Below are 21,975 nucleotides of genomic sequence, written 5' to 3'. Positions count from 1 at the left end.
GGTGGCGTTACACGAAGCGAAAAGCCGGGGGGCTCAAGACGTCGGCCAGACGACGCCGTTGTCGTTGAGGATCGCGTCCAGCGGCAGGTCGTGCGCCTCGGGCTCGAAGTCGTCGAGAAAGCCGTGCGTGAAACCGAGGCCCACCGTGAATGGCCGGGGCTCCAGCGCCGCCAGCGTGCGGTCGTAGAAGCCGCCGCCGTAGCCCAGCCGGTAGCCGCCGGCGCTGTAGCCCACGCAGGGCACGAACAGCAGGGTCGGCACGATCAGCTCGGTGTCCTTGGGCTTGGGAATGCCGTAGGCGTCTTCTTCCATCTGGCAGCCGGGGTACCAGGCATGGAAGGTGAGCGTCTTGTGAACCTTGTCGATCACGGGAAGTCCGATGCGGCGACGCTGGGTTTCTTCCATGAGCTCGCCGTCTTCCTTCCAGCGGTGCAATGCGGGCAGCGGATCGAACTCGCCCTTGATCGGCCAGTAGGCGCCGATCACGGTGTCGGGCCGCCCGACCAGCCAGATGCGCATGACGCGCTGCAGCAGGTCGGCACGTGTCAGCCGATCCGGCATGGCCAGGCGTTGTTCGATCAATGCCTTGCGCAGCTGGTCCTTCAGAAAACTCGCCGTCGCCGAAGTGTCGGCACCCTTTGACTTGTCCATAATCCCCCGATGCAGTTCCCAAGCATTTTGGCATCCACGCGCAGCCGCCCGCGCAATGCAACGCCAGCCGTTGCTTTTTCCCTCGTCCTGACTGCCGCCGCACTGCTCTTTCATCCCCCCGCCAGCGCACAGACCAACACCAACGACGACGTGCTGGTGCAGATGAAGCAGGCCTTCCAGCGCGGCGACAAGGCCCGCCTCACCGCCCTGCTGCCGCAAGCCCGGGGCCACGCGCTCGAACCCTGGGCCGCCTATTGGGAACTGAAGGCCCGCCTGCAGGAAGCCGCCCCCAACGAAGTGCAGGACTTCTACGCCCGCTACCCCGGCACCTACCAGGAAGACCGCCTGCGCAACGACTGGCTGCTGCTGCTCGGCCAGCGCCGCGACTGGGACGGCTTTGCCGCCAACGTGGCCGGCTACCGCATGGGCGACGACGCGCAGGTGCGCTGCTACGCGATCCTGGCCGAGACGCTGCGCTCGGGCACCGCCACCCAGGCCCAGGCCGACGACGTGCGCCGCGCGTGGCTCGGCCAGAAAGACGCCGACGACGGCTGCCTCACCGCCGCCGACCGCATGGTGGCCTCCCGCCTCATGTCGCCCAACGACGCCTGGAAGAAGGCGCGCCTGGCCATCGAGGCCAACCGCCCGCAGGCCGCACGCGGCGCCGTCACCATCGCCGCGCCCGACGCGCTGCCGCTCTTCGAGGAGCTCAACGCCAGCTCGGCCAAGTTCCTGACCGGCCGCGCCTTCGTGGCCGCCAAGTCGCGCAAGGAGCTGGTGGTGCTCGCGCTCATCAAGGTTGCGATCGCCGATCCCGACATGGCCGCCTCGCAACTGGACAGCAAGTGGGGTCCGATGCTCTCGTCCGAAGAGCGCAACTGGCTCTGGGGCACCATCGGCCGCGCATCGGCCAACAAACTCTCGCCGCAGGCCGTTGGCTATTTCGCCAACGTCACGAAGAACGGCGACCTGTCCGACGACATGCTCGGCTGGCGCGTGCGCTCCGCATTGCGCGCCGGCCAGTGGAAGGACGTGGCGCCCGCCATCAACGCCATGAGCGAAACCGCCCAGCTCGACCCCACCTGGGTCTACTGGAAGGCCCGCGCCCTCGCCACCGAACGCAGCGACGAGCGCCGCGCCCAGGCCCGCGACCTCTACACGAGCATCGCCGGCACGCGCGGCTTCTACGAGATGCTCGCGCTCGAAGAGCTGGGCCAGCGCGTCGTCGCGGCCACGCGGCCCGCGCCGCTCACGCCCGAAGAAAAGGCCGCCGCGCGCGGCAACATCGCGCTCAACCGCGGCCTCTACGCGATCGCGATCGGCCTGCGCTCCGAGGGCACGCGCGAGTGGAACTACGCCACCAACCTGCACGACAAGGGCGGCATGGACGATCGCGCGCTGCTCGCCGCGGCCGACTTCGCCTGCCAGCGCGAGGTGTGGGACCGCTGCATCAACACCAGCGAGCGCACCAAGGGCGCGATCGACGTGGAGCAGCGCTTTCCGATGCCGTTCCACGACACGGTGCTGCGCAAGAGCCAGGACATCGGCCTGGACCCGGCCTACGTCTACGGCCTCATTCGCCAGGAAAGCCGCTTCATCATGGACGCCCGCTCGGGCGTCGGCGCCTCGGGCCTGATGCAGGTCATGCCCGCCACCGCGCGCTGGACGGCCCGCAAGATCGGCATGACCGACTTCACGCCCGGCCAGATCAACGACCGCGAGACCAACATCACCATCGGCACCAACTACCTGAAGCTCGCGCTCGACGACTTCGACGGCTCGATGGCGCTGGCCGCTGCGGCCTACAACGCCGGCCCGGGGCGCCCGCGCAACTGGCGCAACGGCCCGGTGCTCGACGCCGCGATCTGGGCCGAGAACGTGCCCTTCAGCGAGACCCGCGACTACGTGAAGAAGGTGCTGGCCAACACCACCAACTACGCGGCGATCATCAGCGGCCGGCCGCAGTCGCTGAAGGAGCGCCTGGGCCGCGTCGGTCCGCGCGACGCCTCGGAACCCGAGCCGAACAAGGACCTGCCCTGAAATATGAGCCCCCACGCTCATCACTTCGTGCATTCGCTGCCCTCCGAGGGGGCGCAGGCCCCCTTTGGGGCGGCCCGGCGGAAGGCCTGAGATGAGCTGGCGCGACGAAGTCCTGGACACCATCGCCTCCGAGTTCTCGGACGTGACGGACGTCGCGCAGCTCACGCGCATCATCGTCCGCCTCACGCTCGCGGCGATCCTGGGCTTCGTGCTGGGCTTCGAGCGCGAGCAGCAGGGCAAGGCGGCCGGCGTGCGCACCCACATGCTGGTGGCGATCGGCTCGGCGATGTTCGTGCTGATCCCGCAGCAGACGGGCATCGTGCCGGCCGACATGAGCCGCGTGATCCAGGGGCTGGTGGCGGGCGTGGGCTTTCTCTGCGCCGGCACCATCCTCAAGCAGGGCAAGGACGAATCGCACGTGCAGGGCCTCACCACCGCCGCGGGCCTCTGGATGACGGCGGCCATCGGCATGGCCTGTGGGCTCGGCCGCGAGGCGACCGCCGTGCTGAGCGCGCTGCTGGCGCTGGCGGTGCTGTCGCTGGTGCCGCGGCTGGTGAACCTGCTGGAGCGCGCCGCCCCCAAGAACGATGCGCAAGGCGCGCCGCGCGTGCTCGCCTCGCCGCACGACACGCCGCACGTCAAGCCGCGCGACGACTGACTGGCATCGGCCCCGCATCAATTCGCACCGCGTTCGGCATCAATGGCCGCGCGCCTGCCGGCTAGCATCGAAGGCTTTGCACCGAACCCGAACCGGAGGAACCCCTGATGCGCAAGCTCTACATCGGCAACAAGAACTACTCGTCGTGGTCCATGCGCCCCTGGGTGCTCATGAAGCAGGCCGGCATCGCCTTCGACGAAGTGATGGTGCGCTTCGACTCCTTCGAGGCCGAGTCGCAGTTCAAGCACACGATCGCCGCGATCAACCCCGTGGCCAAGGTGCCGGTGCTGGTCGATGGCGACCTGGTCGTCTGGGACACGCTGGCCATCGCCGAATACCTGGCCGAGACCTTTCCCGAGAAGCAACTGTGGCCCCAGGGCGTTGCCGACCGCGCACGCGCGCGCAGCATCTGCGCCGAAATGCATTCGGGCTTCGGGGGCCTGCGCGGCCACTGCGGGATGAACATCGAGGCGTCGCTGCCAGAAGTCGGCGCGAAGCTGCTCGAGGAGCAGCCCGACGTGCGCAGCGACCTCGACCGCATCGTGCAGATGTGGAGCGACCTGCTCGACACGCACGGCGGCCCGCTGCTGTTCGGCGGATTCACCATTGCCGACGCGTACTTCGCGCCCATCGGCACGCGCATCAAGACCTATGGGTTGCCGGTGCCGCCGGCCATCTCGGCCTACATCGAACGCGTGCAGGCGCTGCCGGGCATCAAGGCCTGGATCGACGAAGCGCTGGCGGAGAAAGACTTCCTGCAGTTCGAAGAGCCCTACCGCACGGCGCGGTAAGGCTTTCGGAGCAGGTGCGGGGGCTCAGAACCGGTAGGTTGCCGAGAGGAAGGTGACGATCGGGTTGAGCTTCAGGCTCGCCTCGCTGCGGGCGACCGGCAGGCCGGTGATCGAGGTCGTGGTCAGCTTGGCCTTGGTCTTCAGCGGGATGTACGACACCGAGAACGAGATGCCCCAGTGCTTGTCGAACTGGTAGGCGATACCGGCGTTGAGCACGGGTGCGAACGAGCTGTCGAGCTTGGCGGTGGTGTTGACCGAATACGGCGATTGGCGGAACTGGCTGGCCAGCGCGCCCTGCAGGTTCGAGGTCAGCTTCACGTCGCTGTACCAGACGTAGGTGGCGCCCAGGCCGACGAACGGACGGAAGGCGTCGTTGCCTTCGTTGAAGTTGTACTTGACCAGGACCGTCGGGCTCCACTGACGGGCTTCGCCCAGTTCGCCCACGCGGGCGAGCGTGCCCTTGCCCTCGAGCTTGAACTTCGGCGGAACGCCCAGCACGCCTTCCACGGCCCAGTGGCTATCGATGAAGTAGGCCAGGCTCAGGCCGAGCGTGTCCGAGTCCTTGACGCTGGCGCCCGACCCTTGCAGCACGCTCTGCACCGGCGCCGTCACTGTGAGCGGCTTGCTCGAATCCTGGGGCGCCAGGTGAAACCAGCCCGCCCCCGCGACCCAGTCGCCGGCGTTTTGCGCCAACGCGCTGCCGGACGCCAAGGCACCCAGAGCCGCCAGTGCAAACATTGTTTTCTTCATGATGTGAATGCTCCTTTGGTTGAAAAATCCCCGTCAACGCGGTGCCGGCCCGTGGCGGGCGCTGCGTTCGAGCAAATAAACGAACGTTCGTTCTGTTTGCAATTCGGATTATCGAACGCTCGTTCTATTTAACGGGTCCGGGGTATCCCTATCTCGCGCCCCGTGCTCATTCCCACCTCATTCGGCGTCGTCCCGCCGCTGCGTCCCTACACTGCGGCCATGAAAATCTTTCTCGTCGGCGGCGCCGTCCGCGACCGGCTGCTCGGGCGCCCGGTGTCCGACCACGACTGGCTGGTCGTCGGCGGCACGCCCGAAGCCATGACCGCCCGCGGCTACCTGCCCGTGGGGCGCGACTTCCCGGTGTTCCTGCATCCGCAGACGCGCGAGGAATACGCCCTCGCCCGCACCGAGCGCAAGAGCGCGCCCGGCTACCGCGGCTTCACCATCCACACCGCGCCCGACGTCACGCTGGAGCAGGACCTCGCCCGGCGCGACCTCACCATCAACGCCATCGCGCTGCCAGCCGAACTGGTGGGCGCGGACGGCCAATTCGAGCCCGACCCCGACAAATTGGCCGACCCCTTCCACGGCCAGCGCGACCTGCAGCACAGGCTGCTGCGCCATGTGACCGACGCGTTCCGCGAGGACCCGGTGCGCATCCTGAGGGTGGCGCGTTTCGCCGCCCGCTTCGACGATTTCTCCGTCGCGCCCGAAACCATGGAACTGATGCGCGAAATGGTCCGTGCCGGCGAGGCCGATGCGCTGGTGCCCGAGCGCGTCTGGCAGGAGCTGGCGCGCGGCCTTGCGGAAACGCGCCCCTCGCGCATGTTCGAGGTGCTGCGCGGGTGCGGCGCGCTCGCGGTGCTGCTGCCCGAAGTCGATCGGCTCTGGGGCGTGCCGCAGCCCGAACTCCATCACCCCGAGATCGACACCGGCGTGCACCTGATGATGGTCGTGGACACCAGCGCGCGCCTTGCGGCCTCGCTGCCGGTGCGCTTTGCCTGCCTGATGCACGACCTGGGCAAGGGCACCACGCCCGCCGACGTGCTGCCGCGCCACATCGGCCACGAGAAGCGCAGCGTCGAGCTGCTGCATGCGGTGTGCGACCGCTGGCGCGTGCCGGTCGAGATCCGCGAGCTGGCCGAGGTGGTGGCGCGCGAGCATGGCAACGTGCACCGCAGCGGCGAACTCGATGCGGCGCCGCTGGTGCGCCTGCTGGAGCGCTGCGACGCCTTCCGCAAGCCCGCGCGCTTTGCCGAGGTGCTGCTGGCCTGCGAGTGCGATGCGCGCGGCCGGCTCGGTTTCGAGGACAAGCCCTACCCGCAACGCGAGCGCCTGCTGGCCGTGCTGGCCACCGCCGCAGCCGTGCCCACCGAAGTGGTCGCGCGCAAGGCGCAGCAGTCGGGCGCCACCGGGCCGCAGATTGGCGATGCCATCCATCGCGCGCGCATCGAGGCCGTAGCGGCGTCGCTGGCCTGAAGAAACGGCACGGCACGCCCCGCGTTTCACCGGCGCGGCGGGCACGCCTTCCGGCACTTCTCCCGACGGATCGCCTTGCTGGGATCGATCGGGTGAATGACACCCGGCCGACGCTGTCGCATGGCCAGCGCCTGCAGCGCCGATTCGGGCTGAAGGCGCCGCGCGTGCTGGGTGACCGGCGAAACCGCGCCCGAGCGGCTGCATCGCGTGCCCGCCTCCGGCGTGCCGGTGCCCGGTGAGCGCGGCCACGCTGCTGCGTGCGCTGGCCGATTTCGCGCCCGCGCTGCGCCACGCTGTCGCTTGGCGTGCACCATGGAAATGGCGGCGCACGCCGCGCAGCACGTCCGGTTTTGGCCGACACACGGCGTCCGAAGCGCGTGTTATGGTTTTTCCCAATGCCAAAGTCCTCCGACAGCAACATGCAGTTGCCTCCTCCGCTGGGCCGGGACGCCGCCCTTTTCCTCGACTTCGACGGCACGCTGGTCGGCCTTGCGCCCACCCCTGAGGCCATCGAAATTCCGCCCGCGCTCGTCGCCCTTTTGAGCGACCTGCGCGACCAGCTCGGCGGCGCCCTGGCCGTGGTGTCGGGCCGCCAGATCGACTCGATCGACCGCTTCCTCGCGCCGCTTCGGTTGCCTGCGGCCGGCGAGCACGGCGTGCAGCGCCGCGACGCCAAAGGCCACATGCAGGAGCAGCACGCGCCCGACCTCGTGCCCATCCTTGAAATTGCCAACGAACTTGCGCGCGTGCACGAAGGCCTGCTGGTGGAGCGCAAGCACGCCGCCATCGCCCTGCACTACCGGCTCGCGCCGCAGCTGGAGGCGGTGTGCCGCGATGCGATGTCGCGCGCGATCGACGGCCGGCCGGCGCTCGAGCTGATGCACGGCAAGTTCGTGTTCGAAGTGAAGCCCGCCGGCGTCAACAAGGGCATCGCCATCGACGCCTTCATGACCGAGGCCCCCTTCGCGGGCCGCACGCCGGTCTTCGCGGGCGACGACACCACCGACGAGAGCGGCTTCGCAGTCGTGCAGCCGCGCGGCGGCATTGCGATCAAGGTCGGCTCGGGGCCGAGTCTTGCGCTGCATCGGCTCGAATCGCCGCGCGCGGTGTACGAATGGCTGGTGCAGGCGCGCGACATGCTGGTGGCCAAGCCTTCCACCCAGCCCGAAGAAGACACGCAAGACAAAACAGAAGACCCGAGGAGCCCCGGATGAGCGAAGAACAACTGTCGAAGGCGCCCGAGGACCGCGCCGGCGAGGCCCTGCCCGACGCCGCCGGCCCCGACGACCGCGCGCCGGTCGACGTGAAGGCTGCCGCCGCTCCGGGACCGCGCGGCTTCGGGCCGCCGGCCGAGCCGTCGCTGAACGTCGGCGTGATCGGCAACTGCGCCTACAGCGCGCTCATCGATGCGCGCGGCCGTGCCGTGTGGTGCTGCCTGCCGCGATTCGACGGCGACCCGGTGTTCAACGCGCTGCTGCATCCCGGCGAAGGCGCGGGTGCCTGGAGCATCGACATCGAAGACTTCGCCGAAGCCAAGCAGTGGTACGAGCCGAACACCGCCGTGCTGCGAACGCAGCTCTTCGACAGCGCCGGCCAGGGCATCGAGATCACCGACTTCGCGCCGCGCTTCTACAGCCGCTCGCGCTACTTCCGCCCGCTGATGATGGTGCGCCGGATCCGCCCGATTGCCGGCGCTCCGCGCATCCGCGTGTCGCTTGATCCGCGCTTCCAGTGGGGCGCCTCGGAACCCATCGAGGTCACGCGAGGCAGCAACCACATCCGCTACGTCGGCCCCGACGTGACGCTCAGGCTGAACACCGACGCCTCGATCTCGCACATCCTCGCGCGGCAGCCTTTCGTGATCTCGCGCGAATACAACTTCATGTTCGGCGTGGACGAGACGCTGCTGGACGGCATTGCCGACACGGCGCGCAAGTTCGAGCAAGAGACCATCGCCTACTGGCGCACCTGGAGCAAGCGCCTGGCGATTCCCTTCGAGTACCAGGACGCGGTGATCCGCGCCGCCATCACGCTCAAGCTCTCGCTGTATGAAGACACCGGCGCCATCGTCGCGGCAATGACCACCAGCATCCCCGAGGCGCCGGGCAGCCAGCGCAACTGGGACTACCGCTACTGCTGGCTGCGCGATGCCTTCTTCGTGGTGCGCGCGCTCAATTCGCTGAGCGAGGTGGGCACGATGGAAGACTACCTGCGCTGGCTCGGCAACGTGGTGATCGGCTCGCACGGCGAGCACATCCAGCCGCTCTACGGCATCGGGCTGGAGCGCGAACTGCCCGAGTCGTTCGTCGAAGGCCTTCCGGGCTACCGCGGCATGGGCCCGGTGCGCGTGGGCAACCAGGCGCAGGAGCATTTCCAGCACGACGTATACGGCAACATCGTGCTCGGCGCGGCGCAGGCCTTCCACGACCATCGGCTGCTCGCCCGCGCGGGCCTGGCCGAATTTCCGCATCTCGAGGCGGTCGGCGAACAGGCGGTGCGGGTGTACGGCACGCCCGACGCCGGCATGTGGGAACTGCGCACGCGCGCCCGCGTGCACACCAGCTCGGCGCTGATGAGCTGGGCCGCCTGCGACCGTCTCTCCAAGATCGCGCGCCGGCTGGAGCTGGCCGACCGCGCCGCCTACTGGCACGGCCATGCCGCGCGCATGAAGGAAGAGATCCTGGCCAAGTCGTGGTGCGAAGAGCGCCAGGCCTTCGCGGAAAGCTTCGGCGGGCACGAGCTCGACGCGAGCATCCTCTTGATGGTCGAGGTGGGCCTGATCGACGCGCGCGACCCGCGCTTCATCTCCACCGTCGACGCCATGGAAAAGTCGCTTTGCGACGGTCCCTACATGCGCCGCTACGAGGCGGCCGACGATTTCGGCAAGCCCGAGACCGCCTTCAACATCTGCACCTTCTGGCGCATCGACGCACTTGCCAAGATCGGCCGCAAGGCCGAGGCACGCCAGATCTTCGAGACCATGCTCGCAGCGCGCAATCCGCTCGGCCTGCTCTCGGAAGACACCCACCCGGTCACGGGCGAGATGTGGGGCAATTTTCCGCAGACCTATTCGATGGTCGGCATCATCAATGCGGCTGTGCGTCTGTCCGCTCCCTGGGATTCCTGCATATGACAACGACAGCCCCCCGGCTTTTCACTCGCTTCGCTCGTGTAACTCCACCCCCCGAGGGGGAGGCGCGGCCCGCCTTGGGGCGGCCCGGCGGCGGCCGCAGGGAGGCTCCATGAGCCGCCTCGTCGTCGTTTCCAATCGCGTGGCCGACCCACGCAAGCCCGCTGCCGGCGGCCTGGCCGTCGCATTGGGTGAAAGCCTGCAGCAAAGCGGCGGCCTCTGGTTCGGCTGGAGCGGCCAGATCGTGGAGGACGGCCCCACCGGCGAAGGCGAGTTGCACAAGCAGCAGGCCGGCAAGGTCACGCTCGCCACCATCGACCTGAGCCGCGAGGACCACGACAGCTACTACTTGGGCTACAGCAACGACGTGCTCTGGCCGGTGTTCCACAACCGCCTGGACCTGGCCCACTTCGACGCCGGCTTCATCGGCGGCTACCGGCGCGTGAACCAGCTGTTCGCGCGCAAGCTGCTGCCGATGCTCAAGGAAGACGACGTCATCTGGATCCACGACTACCACCTGATGCCGCTGGCCGCCGAGCTGCGCGCCATGGGCTGCAAGCAGCGCATCGGCTTCTTCCTGCACATTCCGCTGCCGCCGCAGATCATCGTGGCGGCCATTCCGCAGCACGAGTGGCTGATGCGCTCGCTGTTCTCCTACGACCTGATCGGCTTCCAGGCCCAGCAGGACGTGCAGCACTTCGAGCACTACGTGCGCAACGAGGCGCACGGCGAGTACCTGGGCAACGAGATGTACCGCGCCTACGGGCAGACGGTGCGCTGCAGCGCCTTCCCCATCGGCATCGACGTCGACGAATTCGCCGCGCTCACGCACGCGAAGGAATCGCGCGACATGTACGAGACCATGAAGCGCGAGTATTCGAGCCGGCGCCTCCTGCTGGGCATCGACCGGCTCGATTACTCCAAGGGCATTCCGCAGCGCGTGCGCGCGTTCCGCGAACTGCTTGCGAACTATCCGGAGAACCGGCGCAGCGCGACGCTGATCCAGATCGCCTCGCCCACGCGCGAGACGGTCGATGCGTATGGCGACATCCGGCGCGAGCTGGAGTCGCTGTGCGGCGCGATCAACGGCGACTACGGCGAGCTCGACTGGATGCCGGTGCGCTACATCCACCGCATGGTGGCGCGCAAGCGCGTGCCTGGCCTCTGCCGTGCCGCGGCCGTGGGGCTGGTGACGCCGCTGCGCGACGGCATGAACCTCGTCGCAAAGGAATACATCGCGGCGCAGGACCCAGCCGATCCGGGCGTGCTGGTGCTGTCGCGCTTCGCGGGCGCGGCCGAGCAGTTGAAGGAAGCGCTGCTGGTGAATCCGTACGACACGCACGGCACGGCCGAGACGGTGCAGCAGGCGCTGCACATGCCCTTGGAGGAGCGGCGCGAGCGCCACCAGAAGCTGCTGTCGCGCATCCGCGAGCAGGACATCCATTGGTGGCGGCGGACCTTCCTCGACGCATTGCGCGAGGCGGCCAGCGAACGCTGAGGCTGCCGTTCGGGGCGGCGATCACGCCAACGGGCGGGCCGCACAAGCCGAGCGCCTCCTGTGCGCAGGGCATCGGGTGCTCCCCGCAGCGAAATCAAGGAGGAGGCCGCAGGCCGGGGGACATTCGCGGAGGGGAGTACCCGGTGGCCTGTGCACCCGCCCTGAATGCTCCAGTTACCAGCCAGTGAGCAGCCGCACAAAGCGCATCACTGGCCGGCCCTCGGCAGAGGCCGAGCCCGCCGCAGGCGACATCTGGGGCGAATGGACCCGCAAATGCACAGGCGTCAGCGCCGATACCTCGATCCACCCGCCGTGCTCCATGCGATGCATGTCGCCTTCGTCGAGCGCCGTCTCGCTCATGAACACCGTGCCGCCGAACCAGCCCGGCGGCGACACGACCCGCACGCGCCCCTCGGCCACCTGCAGCCAGGTGCCCGCATCGACGCAGGTGCGCAGGGACTGGCCGGGCTCCAGGACGATGGAGTCGGGTGCTTGGGACAGCGTGGTGATCATGGCGAGCCTCGGGTGGTGGGTGAAGAGCGATTCGGCGAGTCCAGATCGTAGAAATTCGGCCGCCCGAAAAACAGGCACAACCATCGGCTATTCGCACCGGAACAGCCGCCGGCCAGCCCATCTGTTATGGTCGTTTTCCCGTTCAACTGCATCTGTTTTCGGATGCCCGTTTGGGGGAGCATCGACGCCATGGACTCGCTACCGCTCTACCGGCAACTCGCAGCGCACTACGTGGACGCCATCCACACCGGCTCGCTCAAGCAGGGCGACAAGCTGCCCTCGCTGCGCAGCCTCATGCGCCTGCACGAGATCAGCCTCTCGACCGCGCTGCAACTGTGCCGCGCGATGGAGAGCGACGGCTGGGTCGAGGCGCGCGACCGCTCGGGCTACTTCGTGCGGCGCCCGCAGCGCCTGGCCATCGCGCCGATGGAGGAACCGGTGGCCGACGTGCCGCCGGACCCCGCGCAGTTCGTCAGCATGCGCACCCGCATGGCCAACTTCATGGCACGCGGGCGCCATGCGGGCGTGAAGCTCAACTTCGCCATCGCGCGCGCCGCGCCCGAGCTGTACCCGGCCGAGGCCCTCCGCAATTCCATGACGCGGGCGCTGCGCCAGCGGCCCGAGCTGCTGACCACCGCTTCTTCGCAGAAGGGGCACGAGCAATTCCGCGAGGCCGTGGCGCAACGCAGCCTGCGCGTCGGCATGACGGTGTCGCCCGACGAGGTGCTGGTCACCAACGGCTGCATCGAGGCGCTGAACCTCGCGCTGCGCGCGGTCGCCAAGCCCGGCGACACCGTGGCCGTGGAGTCGCCCACCTTCTACGGCCTGCTGCAGGTGCTCGAGAGCCTGGGCATGCGCGCGCTGGAGATCCCGACCAGCCCGCAGACCGGCATTTCCATCGAGGCGCTCGACCTCGCGATCCACACCTACGACGACATCAAGGCCGTGGTGGTGGTACCGCACCTGCAGAACCCCATCGGCAGCGTGATGCCCGATGCCCACAAGCAGCGGCTCGTGCAGCTGTGCGAGAGCCACGGCATCGCACTCGTCGAAGACGACACCTACAGCGACCTGGTGGAGGCCGAGGTGCCGCTGCGCGCCGTGAAGTCGTGGGACCGCACGGGCAACGTGATCTATTGCGCCTCGCTGCACAAGGTGCTGGCGCCGGGCCTGCGCCTGGGCTGGATCACCGCGGGGCGCTGGCATGCGCAGGTCGAAATGCTCAAGTACGCGCAGACGCGCAACAACGAGGCGCTGGCGCAGATCGCCGCGGGAGAGTTCATCGCGAGCGGCGGCTACGACCGGCACCTGCGGCGCCTGCGCGACCGGCTGCACGTGCAGCGCGACCAGACGGCCGACGCCATCGCGAAGTACTTTCCGCCGGGCACGCGGCTGAACCTGCCGCGCGGCGGCCTGCAGCTGTGGGTCGAGCTGCCCGAGCAGCGTTCGTCGGTCACAGTGTTCGAGGCCGCGCTGCGCGAGCACATGCTGGTGTCGCCGGGTGCGCAGTTCTCCAACTCGGGGCGCTTCGACAACTACCTGCGCATCAACTGCGGCTGGCCGTATTCGAAGGCGGTGGACGCAGGGTTGCAGCGGCTCGGAGAGATCGTCTCGGCCACGCGCAAGCTGCCGAGGGCCGCCGACGCCTAGACGATGTAGAAGACGACGGCGTCGCGCCGCGCGGCCGCCTCGGCAAAGAAGCGCTTCACGCCTTCCATGAAGTCCGCCAGATCCTCTGCGCTGCCCTGCCAGGTCTTCGCCCAATAGAGCTCGGCGAACTGCGCCGGCTCGCCGGTGAACCGCGCCACCAGCTCGGGCACGCTGCGCCGCGCCAGCCGGGCCGCCGCGCGCTCGACGTGGCTGGCCGTGAGGTAGATGCAGCCCAAGCCCTCGGTGCCTTCGAGCTCTTCGCCGTCCACGGCTTCGGGCAGCAGCACGCGCACCACGTCCCAGGCCTGCTCCACCGTCTGGCTGGCGTGCGGCCCGCCCTTGTCCTGCGAGGTGTGGAAGAGGAAGCCCGGCACGCGCGACGGATCGATGACCAGCTCGCGGAGCCGGTAGCGGTCGAAGGCGTAGAACGCGCCCCCGATGCTCACGTGCTCGGCTCCAGCCGCGCGGCCCGCGCGACCGCCGCCAGCGCGAGGCTCACGTTGTCGATGTTGCGCTGCGCATTCGCGAGGTTGCCGGAGTGGTCCGGCGCGCAGATCTGGTTGAGCAGCAGGGTGCGCTTGAAATGCTTGAGCGCCTCGCGCAGGTCGCCCTCTTCCTGCGCGATCAGGCCCAGGTCGTTGTGGGCGGTGGCGGCGCTGGTGGAGATGCCCCGGCAGCTGCGCTCCTGGATGGCCAGCGCGCGTTCGAACAACGGCTTGGCGTGTTCGGACTCGTTGCGCGACATGTGCAGCTGGGCGAAATTGATCAAGAGGTCGGCGTGCAGGTCGGCATCGCCCTCCTCCGGTGGAAGCTTGTCCAGGTGCACCATGGCCCGCGCATAGCAGAGCTCGGCCTTCTGGTCCTGGTCGGTGTTCGCGTAGAGAAACGCCAGGTTGTTGATGGCCCGCACCACCTCGTCGGTCGAGTTGCCCTTGCTCAGCGCCACGGCCATCGCGATGGTCTTCTTGTAGAGGCCCTCCGCTTCGTCGGAGCGGCCCGCGCCGGCGTGCAGCAGCGCGAGCGTGTTGCTCGGGCCGAGGCGCCAGCTGTCGTCCAGGCCCAGCTGGTCGATGATGGCCAGGCACTCGTCCAGCAGGGACACGGCCTTGTCGTGCCATTGCAGCTGGCGGCAGAACTCGGCATGGCTGACCAGGTGGAACACGACGGCCTCGCCAAGCCCGCCGCACAGCTGGCGGCTGGTGTGGACAGCCTCGGCGCAGAGCCGCTCGGCGAGTGCCAGGTCGCGCCGCTCGAAGGCGGCCTTGTAGCGCCGCTCCTGGTCTTCGAGGAGGCCCAGCAGCACGGTGTCGTCGCCGGTGCGGCCATCCGCGGAAAGCTGTGCGGGCAGGTGCGCGTGGCGCCGGCGCGCGGCGGCATGCTCGCCGATGCCGGCCAGGGTCATGGCCAGCGTCTTGCGGACGATCGCCATGTCTTCGGGCCGCATGCCGGTCTGGTGGCCGATGGCAAGGCTTTCCTCGAGGCTGGCCTTGGCCTGGTCGAACGCCTTGAACTGGTAGCAGGCCTGGCCGTGCATGCACAGCGACGTCGCCAGGTTCTGGTGCGGTCCCTTGAAGACCTTGCGCGCATTGGCGACGATCTGCTCGCCCAGCGCCACGGCCCTGGCCCAGTCGCGCACCTCGGTCGCGGCGAGGAAGCGTTCACGCAGTTCGTCGGCCTGGCCGAGCGCTTCGAGGTCGTAGGCCTGGGCGGCGGGGCGGCGGACGGCGTCGCTTTCGTCCTGCCCCTGCAGGCGCTTGAGCCGCACGTGGACCCAGTAGATGTCCAGCAGCAGCCAGGCGCCCAGCAGAGCGAGAGCGATGCGCGAGCCCGGCAGGTTGCCGACCCCGGCCAGCAACATCAGCAGTTGCGCCGCGCCGCCCAGGTAGCTTCCCAGGTAGAAACGGTGCGCACCCAGGAAGCCGCCCACCACGAGCAGCAGCCAGGCGAACTGCTTGCGGCGGGGCGACCGGGGTGGCGGGATGCGCATGGTTCGCCGAGCGTATGGCTGCGTGGCCGCTCAGTCCAGCAAAGCCAGCGCGGCGTAGTCGCCGACCTTCTCGCCGAGCCCCGCGGGCACCAGCAGCACGCCGCGGGTGAGCGGCATCAGCTTGCCGTCGATCTGCGCCTGCAGCCGCGGCAGCAGGAAATCGCGGTGGTGCCAGAACACGCTGCCGCCCAGGCTGATGCGCTCGAGGTCCAGCGTGATGATCATGTTGTAGAGCATGCGGCCCATCACGCGGCACAGCGCATCCACGATTTCCAGCGAATGCGGCTCGCCGGCCGACGCGGACGAGAACAGATCGGGGGCGGGCTGGCCGAAGCGGCGCGAAATCGAATTGCCGGCCACGAGCGCCTCGACGTCGCCCAGGTTGCCGCAACCGCACAGGGCGCCGCTCGCATCGTCGACGACGAAGCTGTGCCCCGCATGGCCCGCATTGCCGTTCTTGCCGCGCAGCGCACGGCCGTCGACGCACAGGCCCACACCGACGCCGGTGCTCCAGGTGGCATAGGCGCAGTGATCGAATCCCTTGAGCGCGCCCCAGTGGCGTTCGGCTTCGAGCCCGGCCACCGCATCGTTCTCCACGCGCACCTGCCCGAAGCGCCTGGCCAGCGGCGCCTCGATGATCGCGGTCATCCACTGGTTGGGCAGGCCGCGCGCCGGACCGGCAATGCCGCCGCAGATGTTGGGCGTCGCCAGTTCGACCATGCCATCGCGCAACTCGAAAGGGCCCGTCGACGACACACCCACGCGATCGATGGTGGCGGGGTCGACGCCCTGCTCGGCGCAGACCTCGTCGATCATCCGCATGATCTGCACCGCCACGGCGTCGTTGTCGCCGGTCTTGGCGGTCGGCTCGCTGCGGCGGCCGATCAACGGCGCATCGCTCGAGGCGGAAAGGCTCACGGCGACCTTGGTGCCGCCGATGTCAACGCAGGCTCTCATTGCGGGTTTTCTTTTCTCTGTCGTCTAAAGAAGGCGCGCCACCAGCGCCGCAATCATGCTGAGCACCAGGGTGCTCGCAATCGGCAACTGCCAGTCGCGGCCGAAGGCGCGAAACTCGAAATCGCCGGGCAACCGTCCGAAGCCGAAGCGGCGCAGCCACGCGGTCAACCCGCTCATGAGCACCAGTGCGAGGACGACGACGATCAGCCAGCGGAACATGGGAACAGTCTAGGCCGCGAGCACGGCCATGGCTTGTCGGTGGAGTTCGGGCGTTGCGGCAGCAATTACCCTACCGTCGGATTTCAGGTTCAGCGGCCGGCCCTGCCAGTCGGTGATGACGCCGCCCGCGGCCTCGATCAGCCCGGCGGGGCCCAGGTAGTCGTAGGGCTGCAGGCCGGTCTCGACCACGAGGTCGATGGTGCCGCCGGCCAGTTGGGCGTAGCCGTAGCAGTCGCCGCCGAAGCGGCGCATCGCGCACTGGCGGCTGAGCCGGTCGAACGCCTGCCAGTCGGCGGGCGCGAAGATGTCGGGCGAGGTGGTGACGATGCGGGCCTTGGCCACCTCGGTGCATGTGCTCACGCGCACCGGCTGGCCGTCGCGCGTGGCGCCCTGGCCGGCCTGGCCGATCCAGCGCTCCTTGAGCACCGGCATGTCGATCATGCCGAGCACCACGCGCTCGCCCTGCAGCACCCCGATGAGCGTGCCCCACAGCGGCGAGCCGGTGATGAAGCTGCGAGTGCCGTCGATCGGGTCGAGCACCCAGATGCGTTCGGCGTCGAGCCGCTCGGGGCCGTGCTCTTCGCCGTAGATGCCGTCCGCCGGCACGCGGGTGCCGAGGATCTCGCGCATCGCCGTCTCGGCCGCGCGGTCGGCCAGCGTGACGGGGCTCTCGTCGGCTTTGGTGATGATGTCCAGCGGCGTGCGGAAGTAGTGCATCGACTTGGCGGCAGCCGCATCGGCCAGCGCCTGGGCAATCGGCGACAGATCGGGAGTGGGAGGGCTCATTGGGGAGAGTGAACGCGTGCCAAAAGCTGCGATTAGACCCGAGCCGGCGCCGGTTTGACACGACAAGGGCTGTCGCCCTAGCATGGCGCGAAAATTGCCAGGGATAGAACCAATGGCCTCCTTCAGATTCCTGCGCGCCGCGCTCCTCACCCTGCTGCTCGGCGCCTTTGCCGTGCTGGCCCAGGCCACGCCCTCCGACGCCGAGGAGAAGCTGATCGACACGCTGATCCAGCGCGTCTCGAAGATGAGCGCCATGGTGTTCCTGCGCAACGGCAACGAATACAACGCCGCCGATGCCGCCAAGCACATGCAGGCGAAGTACGACTACTTCAAAAAGGAACTGGCCACGGCAGAGGACTTCATCGAGCGCTGCGCCTCGCGCTCGGAGATGACCGGGCAGGCCTACAAGGTGAAGCTCACCAACGGCGCGGTGCGCGACGCCAACGAGTTCCTCAACAGTGAGCTGCGCGCGCTGCGGCAGCAGGCCAAGAAATCGAGCGGTTGAGCCGGCCGCCATCCAGCAGGGACTAGCGCTGCTGGCCCCAGCGCCGCACGGTCAGGCGCTCCAGCGTCTTGAAGCCCAGGCTTTCCACCAGGAGGCCGATCAACACCACCATCGCGAGGCCCGCAAACACGCGATCGGTGTAGAGCTCGTTGCGGTTCTGGAAGATGTACCAGCCCAGGCCCCCCTTGCCCGACGATGCGCCGAAAACCAGCTCGGCCGCGATCAGCGTGCGCCACGCAAAGGCCCAGCCGATCTTCAAGCCCGAAAGAATCGACGGCAGCGCCGCCGGCACCAGGATCTGCAGCACGTAGCGCAGGCCCTTGAGCCCGTAGTTGCGGCCTGCCATGCGCAAGGTTTCGGGCACGCCCTGGAAGCCCGCGTAGGTGTTGAGCGCCAGCGGCCACAGCACCGAGTGGATCAGCACAAACACCAGGCTGCCGCGTCCGAGGCCGAACCACAAGAGCGCGAGCGGCAGCAACGCGATGGCGGGCAGCGGGTTGAACATCGACGTCAGCGTGTCCAGCAGGTCGCGGCCGATCTGCGTGGACACCGCGAGCGTGGTGAGCGCAAAGGCCAGCAGCACGCCGGCCAGGTATCCCTGCAGCAGCACGGCCAGCGAGATGCGCACCTTCTCGATCAGCTCGCCGCTCGCAAGCCCGTCGAACAGCGCCGATGCGGTGGCAGTGAAGGTGGGCAGCAGCAGGTCGTTGTTCTGCCAGCGCGCCGCGAGTTCCCAGAGCACGGCGATGACGATGAGGATCAGGCCCTTGCGAACGCCGGCCTGCGCCCAGATGCGGGCGGGCAGCGGCAGCGTGCGTTCGAGCGGGACTTCGGTGAAGGGCTCGAGCGTGCGTTCGTATTCGGGTCGGATGGGGGGTGTGAGGGTGCTCATGGAGTTTTGCTCCTTCGCCTTGCGAGGGAAGGCTGGGATGGGGGCAAGCGGCGGTGGACAGGCCGACAGCAACGGATACGCCGCGCCCCCCCCACCCCCGCCCTCCCCCGGAAGGGGAGGGAGAAACGGCGGGTTCATGCCGTCGTCACCGCTTCGGGCTCTTCCTCGAACAGCATGTCGTGGATGCGCTGCCCCGTTCCTTGAAATTCGGCACCGCCCAGGCTTGCAAGCGAGAAGCCGTGGCTGTTGACCTCGGCGCGCATGCGCCCCGGATGCGGCGACAGCAGCGCCACGCGGTTGCCCACCACCAGCGCCTCTTCGATCGAATGCGTGACGAACAGCAGCGTGAAGCGCACCTCGTCCCACAGCTCGAGCAGCTCCTGCTGCATCTTTCGGCGCGTGAGCGCGTCCAGCGCGGCGAAGGGCTCGTCCATCAGCAGCACGCGCGGCTGCATCGCGAGCGCGCGGGCGATGGCCACGCGCTGCTTCATGCCGCCCGAGAGCTGGTGCGGATGCACGTCGGCGAACTTGGCCAGGCCCACTTTGTCGAGGTAGTGCAACGCGCGTTCATTCGCTTCTTTCTTGCCGAGCGTGCGCGATGCGAGCAGCGGAAACATGACGTTCTGCTTGACCGTCTTCCACGGCGGCAGTTGGTCGAACTCCTGGAACACGACGATGCGGTCGGGGCCGGGCTGCGTCACGCGCTGGCCATCGAGGCGGATCTCGCCTTCGACCGGCGCGATGAAGCCGCCCACCGCCTTCAGCAGCGTGGACTTGCCGCAGCCCGAGGGGCCGAGCAGCACGAAGCGGTCGGCAGCGTGGACGTCGAAGCTCACGCGGTGCGTGGCGCGCACGACGCGTTCGGGGGTGCGGTATTCGAGGCTGACGCCGTCGACCTGGAGCAGCGGCGCGGCGTCGTTCTTCTGGTCTTGCTCCCTCCCCTCCCGGGGGAGGGCTGGGTTGGGGGCAGACGGCGCCGGCTTCGTCACCGCTCTGCCCGCCCCCATCCCAACCTTCCCCCAGAGGGGGAAGGAGTCAACCTCCGAAGACGCCTTCGCCGTGCTCATCAGTTCCCCGAAGCGTTCTGCGCATCGTCGAAGAAATAGTCCTTCACCGACGCCGGCTTGTTCTTGATCGCGCCCACGCGGTGCATGAACTCCGCCAGCGCATAGGTGTTCTGCGGCGTGGTCTTGAACTGCACCTCGGGGTTCTTGATGATCTTGAGCAGCAGGTCGCGGTCGATCTTCGCGTTGCCCACCTTCAGGTAGATGTCGGCCGCCTTCTCGGGGTTGGCCGTGACGAACTTTGCCGCCTCGTCGAGCGCGTCGACGAACGCCTTGTAGGTCTTGGGGTTCTCGTTGCGGAATTTCTCGGTGGCGTACAGCACCGTGGCCGAGGCCGGACCGCCCAGGACCTGGTACGAATTGAGCACGATGTGCGCATTCGGATTGCCAGCCAGTTCCTGCTCCTGGAACGGCGGATTGCCGAAGTGGCCCGTGATCTCGGTGCCGCCCTTGATGATGGCCGCGGCCGCATCGGGGTGCGGCAGGGCCACGCTGATCTTGTCGAGCCGGTTGAATTCCTTGTCGCCCCAGAGCTTGGCCGAGGCGAACTGCAGCACGCGCGACTGCACCGACACGCCCACGGCAGGCAGCGCGATGCGGTCCTTCTCGGTGAAGTCGGCGATCGTCTTCACGTTCGGGTTGTTGCTCACCAGGTAATACGGGAAGTTGCCCAGCGAGGCCACGCCCTTGACGTTCTGCTTGCCCTTGGTGCGGTCCCACAGCGTGAGGAGCGGGCCGACCCCAGCGCCCGCGATCTCGATGTTGCCGGAGAGCAGCGCGTCGTTCACCGCCGAGCCGCCCGAGAGCTTGATCCACTCGACTTTGGCATCGACGCCCGCGGCCTTCGCGTGCTTCTCGATGAGCTTCTGCTCCTGCGCCACGTTGAGCAGCAGGTAGACGATGCCGAACTGCTCGGCGATGCGGATCTGGCCCTCGGCGTGCGCCGCGAGGCTGCCGGCGAGGAGGCCGAGACCGGTGACGAATGCAGCGGCCTTGCGTGTGAAGCGGTTCATGAAAAAAAGTCCGGAAAAAGAAAGATCAGAAAGGCGTGTCGCCGACGATGGTCGTGCGGTTCAGGCGCCGGCGCAGGTGGTCGGGCGTGCCGGCCGCCAGGTGCATCAGCGAGCGGTTGTCCCAGAACACCAGGTCGTGCGGCGCCCAGGTGTGGCGGTACACGAATTCGGGCTTCACGCTGTGCGCGAAGAGTTCGGCCAGCAACGCATCGCTTTCGTCCTGCGGCAGGCCGACGATGCGCGTGGTGAAGTGTTCGCTGACGAAGAGCGCCTTGCGGCCGGTCTCGGGGTGGGTGCGCACCACGGGCTGCACGGCGGGCGCGACCTGGTCGATCTGCGCCTGCGAGAGCTTGGGCCGCCACGGATTCTTGGCACGCAGCTCTTCGTACTTGGCCAGGTAGCTGTGCTCGGCCTTGAGCGGCAGGATGCGCTGCTGCAGGTCGGCCGGCAGCGCTTCCCATGCGAGGTGCTGGTCGGCGAAGAGCGTGTCGCCGCCTTCGCTCGGCAGCTCCTGCGCGTGCAGCAGCGAGCCGAGGCTGGGCTTGGGCTTGTACGAGATGTCGGAGTGCCAGTAGACGCCCGCGTCGCCCAGGCCGATGGGCTCGCCGTTCTCCTTGATGTTGGAGACGATGAGGATCTCGGGGTGGTTCTTGAGCTGGAACTGGTGCAGCACGTGGATTTCGAGCGAGCCGAAACGGCGGCTGAAATCGATGTGCGCTTGGGGGGTGATCTGCTGGTCGCGGAACACCAGGACGTGGTGGTCGAGGTGGGCGCGGTGGATGCGGGCGAAGTCTTCGGCGTTGATCGGCTTCGAGATGTCGAGGCCCAGGATTTCGGCGCCTACCGGGGCGGCGAAGGGGCGCACTTCGAAGTGCTGGCTTACGGCCTCGGGTTCGTTAGGGGAGAGAACGGCTGTCATGCCGGGAATGTAGGGGTGTGGCTTGGGTTTCCCAACGAACTCTTCGTTGCTAGCTTATGACTTGGTTTTTGGTTTTTCTTGTGGTTTTGGTTTTTTGGTCCGGGGCCGGGTCTCGCCCCGGCGGGCGACTTACTTTCTTTTGCTTCGCCAAAAGAACGTAAGCAAAGAAAAGGCGACCCTGCTGTCTGCGTCCCTTCGCTTCGCTACGGGCAACCTGCGGTGCTCGCGTTTCGCGGGGTCTCGCCCAAACTCGCTTCGCTCAAACAAGGGCGAGCCCTGATCCGCGAAACGCTGCGCTCCTCGGCGCATACAGAAGGGCTTTCGGACGCGCCATTGCTGCGCTCGGCTTTCGAGACGTTGCGGGCCTTCGCTTCGCTCGGCTTGGATTTGGCTCTCTCTACGACGATGGGCCTTTGCTCCACTCGGCCTGGATTGGCTCCCTCCCCTTCCGGGGGAGGGTTGGGGTGGGGGCA

The 21,975-nt window shown here is 68.1% G+C and carries 21 protein-coding genes; 9 read left to right on the top strand and 12 right to left on the bottom strand.

Translation table 11 applies throughout. From position 1 onward, the window contains the following. Positions 1 to 33: 33 nt before the first annotated feature. The gene (locus RT97_RS30910) at positions 34 to 651 is read right to left on the bottom strand and encodes a 5-formyltetrahydrofolate cyclo-ligase (protein ID WP_042582689.1); all 618 of its coding nucleotides are present in this window, start codon (positions 649 to 651) and stop codon (positions 34 to 36) included. A gap of 9 nt (positions 652 to 660) precedes the next feature. On the opposite strand from RT97_RS30910, the gene RT97_RS30905 reads away from it, so the two are divergent. The 3 genes from RT97_RS30905 (at position 661) to RT97_RS30895 (ending at position 4,140) form a co-directional block, all read left to right on the top strand. After that, positions 661 to 2,691 carry a lytic transglycosylase domain-containing protein gene (locus RT97_RS30905; protein WP_042582688.1) on the top strand — a complete coding sequence of 677 codons (2,031 nt, stop codon included), beginning with the start codon at positions 661 to 663 and terminating at the stop codon, positions 2,689 to 2,691. Between the two features lie 91 nt (positions 2,692 to 2,782). Continuing rightward, complete coding sequence (locus RT97_RS30900) at positions 2,783 to 3,349, top strand: MgtC/SapB family protein (RefSeq protein ID WP_042582687.1); 567 nt, start codon at positions 2,783 to 2,785, stop codon at positions 3,347 to 3,349. A gap of 107 nt (positions 3,350 to 3,456) precedes the next feature. Beyond that, positions 3,457 to 4,140, top strand: coding sequence for a glutathione S-transferase family protein (locus RT97_RS30895; RefSeq protein ID WP_042582686.1), 684 nt, complete (start codon positions 3,457 to 3,459; stop codon positions 4,138 to 4,140). A 24-nt stretch (positions 4,141 to 4,164) separates the two neighbouring features. Here RT97_RS30895 and RT97_RS30890 read toward each other — a convergent pair whose 3' ends face one another. Beyond that, entirely contained in the window at positions 4,165 to 4,890 is a 726-nt protein-coding gene (locus RT97_RS30890) for an OmpW/AlkL family protein (protein WP_042582685.1), read from the bottom strand. A 219-nt stretch (positions 4,891 to 5,109) separates the two neighbouring features. Between RT97_RS30890 and RT97_RS30885 the strand changes: the two genes are divergently transcribed. From RT97_RS30885 to otsA, 4 genes are all read left to right on the top strand, one after another. Continuing rightward, the gene (locus RT97_RS30885) at positions 5,110 to 6,369 is read left to right on the top strand and encodes a multifunctional CCA addition/repair protein (protein WP_042582746.1); all 1,260 of its coding nucleotides are present in this window, start codon (positions 5,110 to 5,112) and stop codon (positions 6,367 to 6,369) included. A gap of 395 nt (positions 6,370 to 6,764) precedes the next feature. Further along, a complete protein-coding gene (gene otsB, locus RT97_RS30880; RefSeq protein ID WP_042582684.1) occupies positions 6,765 to 7,583 on the top strand; it encodes a trehalose-phosphatase in 819 nt (272 codons plus the stop codon). Then, positions 7,580 to 9,502: a glycoside hydrolase family 15 protein gene (locus tag RT97_RS30875; protein WP_042582683.1), complete on the top strand. Its 1,923-nt coding sequence runs from the start codon at positions 7,580 to 7,582 to the stop codon at positions 9,500 to 9,502. Before otsB ends, RT97_RS30875 begins: the two co-directional genes overlap by 4 nt. A gap of 109 nt (positions 9,503 to 9,611) precedes the next feature. Beyond that, the gene (otsA, locus tag RT97_RS30870) at positions 9,612 to 10,997 is read left to right on the top strand and encodes an alpha,alpha-trehalose-phosphate synthase (UDP-forming) (RefSeq protein WP_042582682.1); all 1,386 of its coding nucleotides are present in this window, start codon (positions 9,612 to 9,614) and stop codon (positions 10,995 to 10,997) included. 174 nt (positions 10,998 to 11,171) lie between these two features. Here the strand turns inward: otsA and RT97_RS30865 are convergent, their stop codons facing one another. Next, positions 11,172 to 11,510 carry a hypothetical protein gene (locus tag RT97_RS30865; protein WP_042582681.1) on the bottom strand — a complete coding sequence of 113 codons (339 nt, stop codon included), beginning with the start codon at positions 11,508 to 11,510 and terminating at the stop codon, positions 11,172 to 11,174. A 189-nt stretch (positions 11,511 to 11,699) separates the two neighbouring features. Between RT97_RS30865 and RT97_RS30860 the strand changes: the two genes are divergently transcribed. After that, entirely contained in the window at positions 11,700 to 13,160 is a 1,461-nt protein-coding gene (locus RT97_RS30860) for a PLP-dependent aminotransferase family protein (protein WP_042582745.1), read from the top strand. Here the strand turns inward: RT97_RS30860 and RT97_RS30855 are convergent. From RT97_RS30855 to hisN, 5 genes are read right to left on the bottom strand one after another with little or no spacing between them, the layout of a single operon-like run. Continuing rightward, on the bottom strand, positions 13,157 to 13,606 hold the full coding sequence (locus RT97_RS30855) for a DUF1877 family protein (RefSeq protein WP_042582680.1): 450 nt from the start codon (positions 13,604 to 13,606) through the stop codon (positions 13,157 to 13,159). The two genes, RT97_RS30860 and RT97_RS30855, sit on opposite strands and share 4 nt — an antisense overlap. Beyond that, on the bottom strand, positions 13,603 to 15,147 hold the full coding sequence (locus RT97_RS30850) for a tetratricopeptide repeat protein (RefSeq protein ID WP_042582679.1): 1,545 nt from the start codon (positions 15,145 to 15,147) through the stop codon (positions 13,603 to 13,605). Before RT97_RS30850 ends, RT97_RS30855 begins: the two co-directional genes overlap by 4 nt. 30 nt (positions 15,148 to 15,177) lie before the next feature. Continuing rightward, the gene (locus tag RT97_RS30845; RefSeq protein WP_042582678.1) at positions 15,178 to 16,104 is read right to left on the bottom strand and encodes an ROK family protein; all 927 of its coding nucleotides are present in this window, start codon (positions 16,102 to 16,104) and stop codon (positions 15,178 to 15,180) included. Between the two features lie 24 nt (positions 16,105 to 16,128). Further along, a complete protein-coding gene (locus tag RT97_RS30840) occupies positions 16,129 to 16,323 on the bottom strand; it encodes a DUF2905 domain-containing protein (RefSeq protein ID WP_013539508.1) in 195 nt (64 codons plus the stop codon). A 9-nt stretch (positions 16,324 to 16,332) separates the two neighbouring features. Beyond that, positions 16,333 to 17,109 carry a histidinol-phosphatase gene (hisN, locus tag RT97_RS30835; protein ID WP_042582677.1) on the bottom strand — a complete coding sequence of 259 codons (777 nt, stop codon included), beginning with the start codon at positions 17,107 to 17,109 and terminating at the stop codon, positions 16,333 to 16,335. A gap of 112 nt (positions 17,110 to 17,221) precedes the next feature. On the opposite strand from hisN, the gene RT97_RS30830 reads away from it, so the two are divergent. Then, on the top strand, positions 17,222 to 17,614 hold the full coding sequence (locus RT97_RS30830; protein WP_042582676.1) for a DUF5329 family protein: 393 nt from the start codon (positions 17,222 to 17,224) through the stop codon (positions 17,612 to 17,614). A gap of 22 nt (positions 17,615 to 17,636) precedes the next feature. On the opposite strand, the gene RT97_RS30825 is transcribed toward RT97_RS30830, so the two are convergent. The 4 genes from RT97_RS30825 to RT97_RS30810 form a co-directional block, all read right to left on the bottom strand. Further along, complete coding sequence (locus tag RT97_RS30825; RefSeq protein ID WP_042582675.1) at positions 17,637 to 18,506, bottom strand: ABC transporter permease; 870 nt, start codon at positions 18,504 to 18,506, stop codon at positions 17,637 to 17,639. A 134-nt stretch (positions 18,507 to 18,640) separates the two neighbouring features. Further along, positions 18,641 to 19,513: an ABC transporter ATP-binding protein gene (locus RT97_RS30820; RefSeq protein ID WP_216595200.1), complete on the bottom strand. Its 873-nt coding sequence runs from the start codon at positions 19,511 to 19,513 to the stop codon at positions 18,641 to 18,643. Between the two features lie 59 nt (positions 19,514 to 19,572). After that, positions 19,573 to 20,583: an ABC transporter substrate-binding protein gene (locus RT97_RS30815; RefSeq protein WP_042582674.1), complete on the bottom strand. Its 1,011-nt coding sequence runs from the start codon at positions 20,581 to 20,583 to the stop codon at positions 19,573 to 19,575. Between the two features lie 25 nt (positions 20,584 to 20,608). After that, positions 20,609 to 21,502, bottom strand: coding sequence for a TauD/TfdA dioxygenase family protein (locus RT97_RS30810; protein WP_042582673.1), 894 nt, complete (start codon positions 21,500 to 21,502; stop codon positions 20,609 to 20,611). Between the last annotated feature and the right edge of the window lie 473 nt (positions 21,503 to 21,975).

Origin of the sequence: Variovorax paradoxus, assembly GCF_000834655.1 — a bacterium.
Taxonomy (GTDB): Bacteria; Pseudomonadota; Gammaproteobacteria; order Burkholderiales; family Burkholderiaceae_C; genus Variovorax; species Variovorax paradoxus_F.
This window is presented reverse-complemented; position numbering and strand designations above follow the sequence as displayed.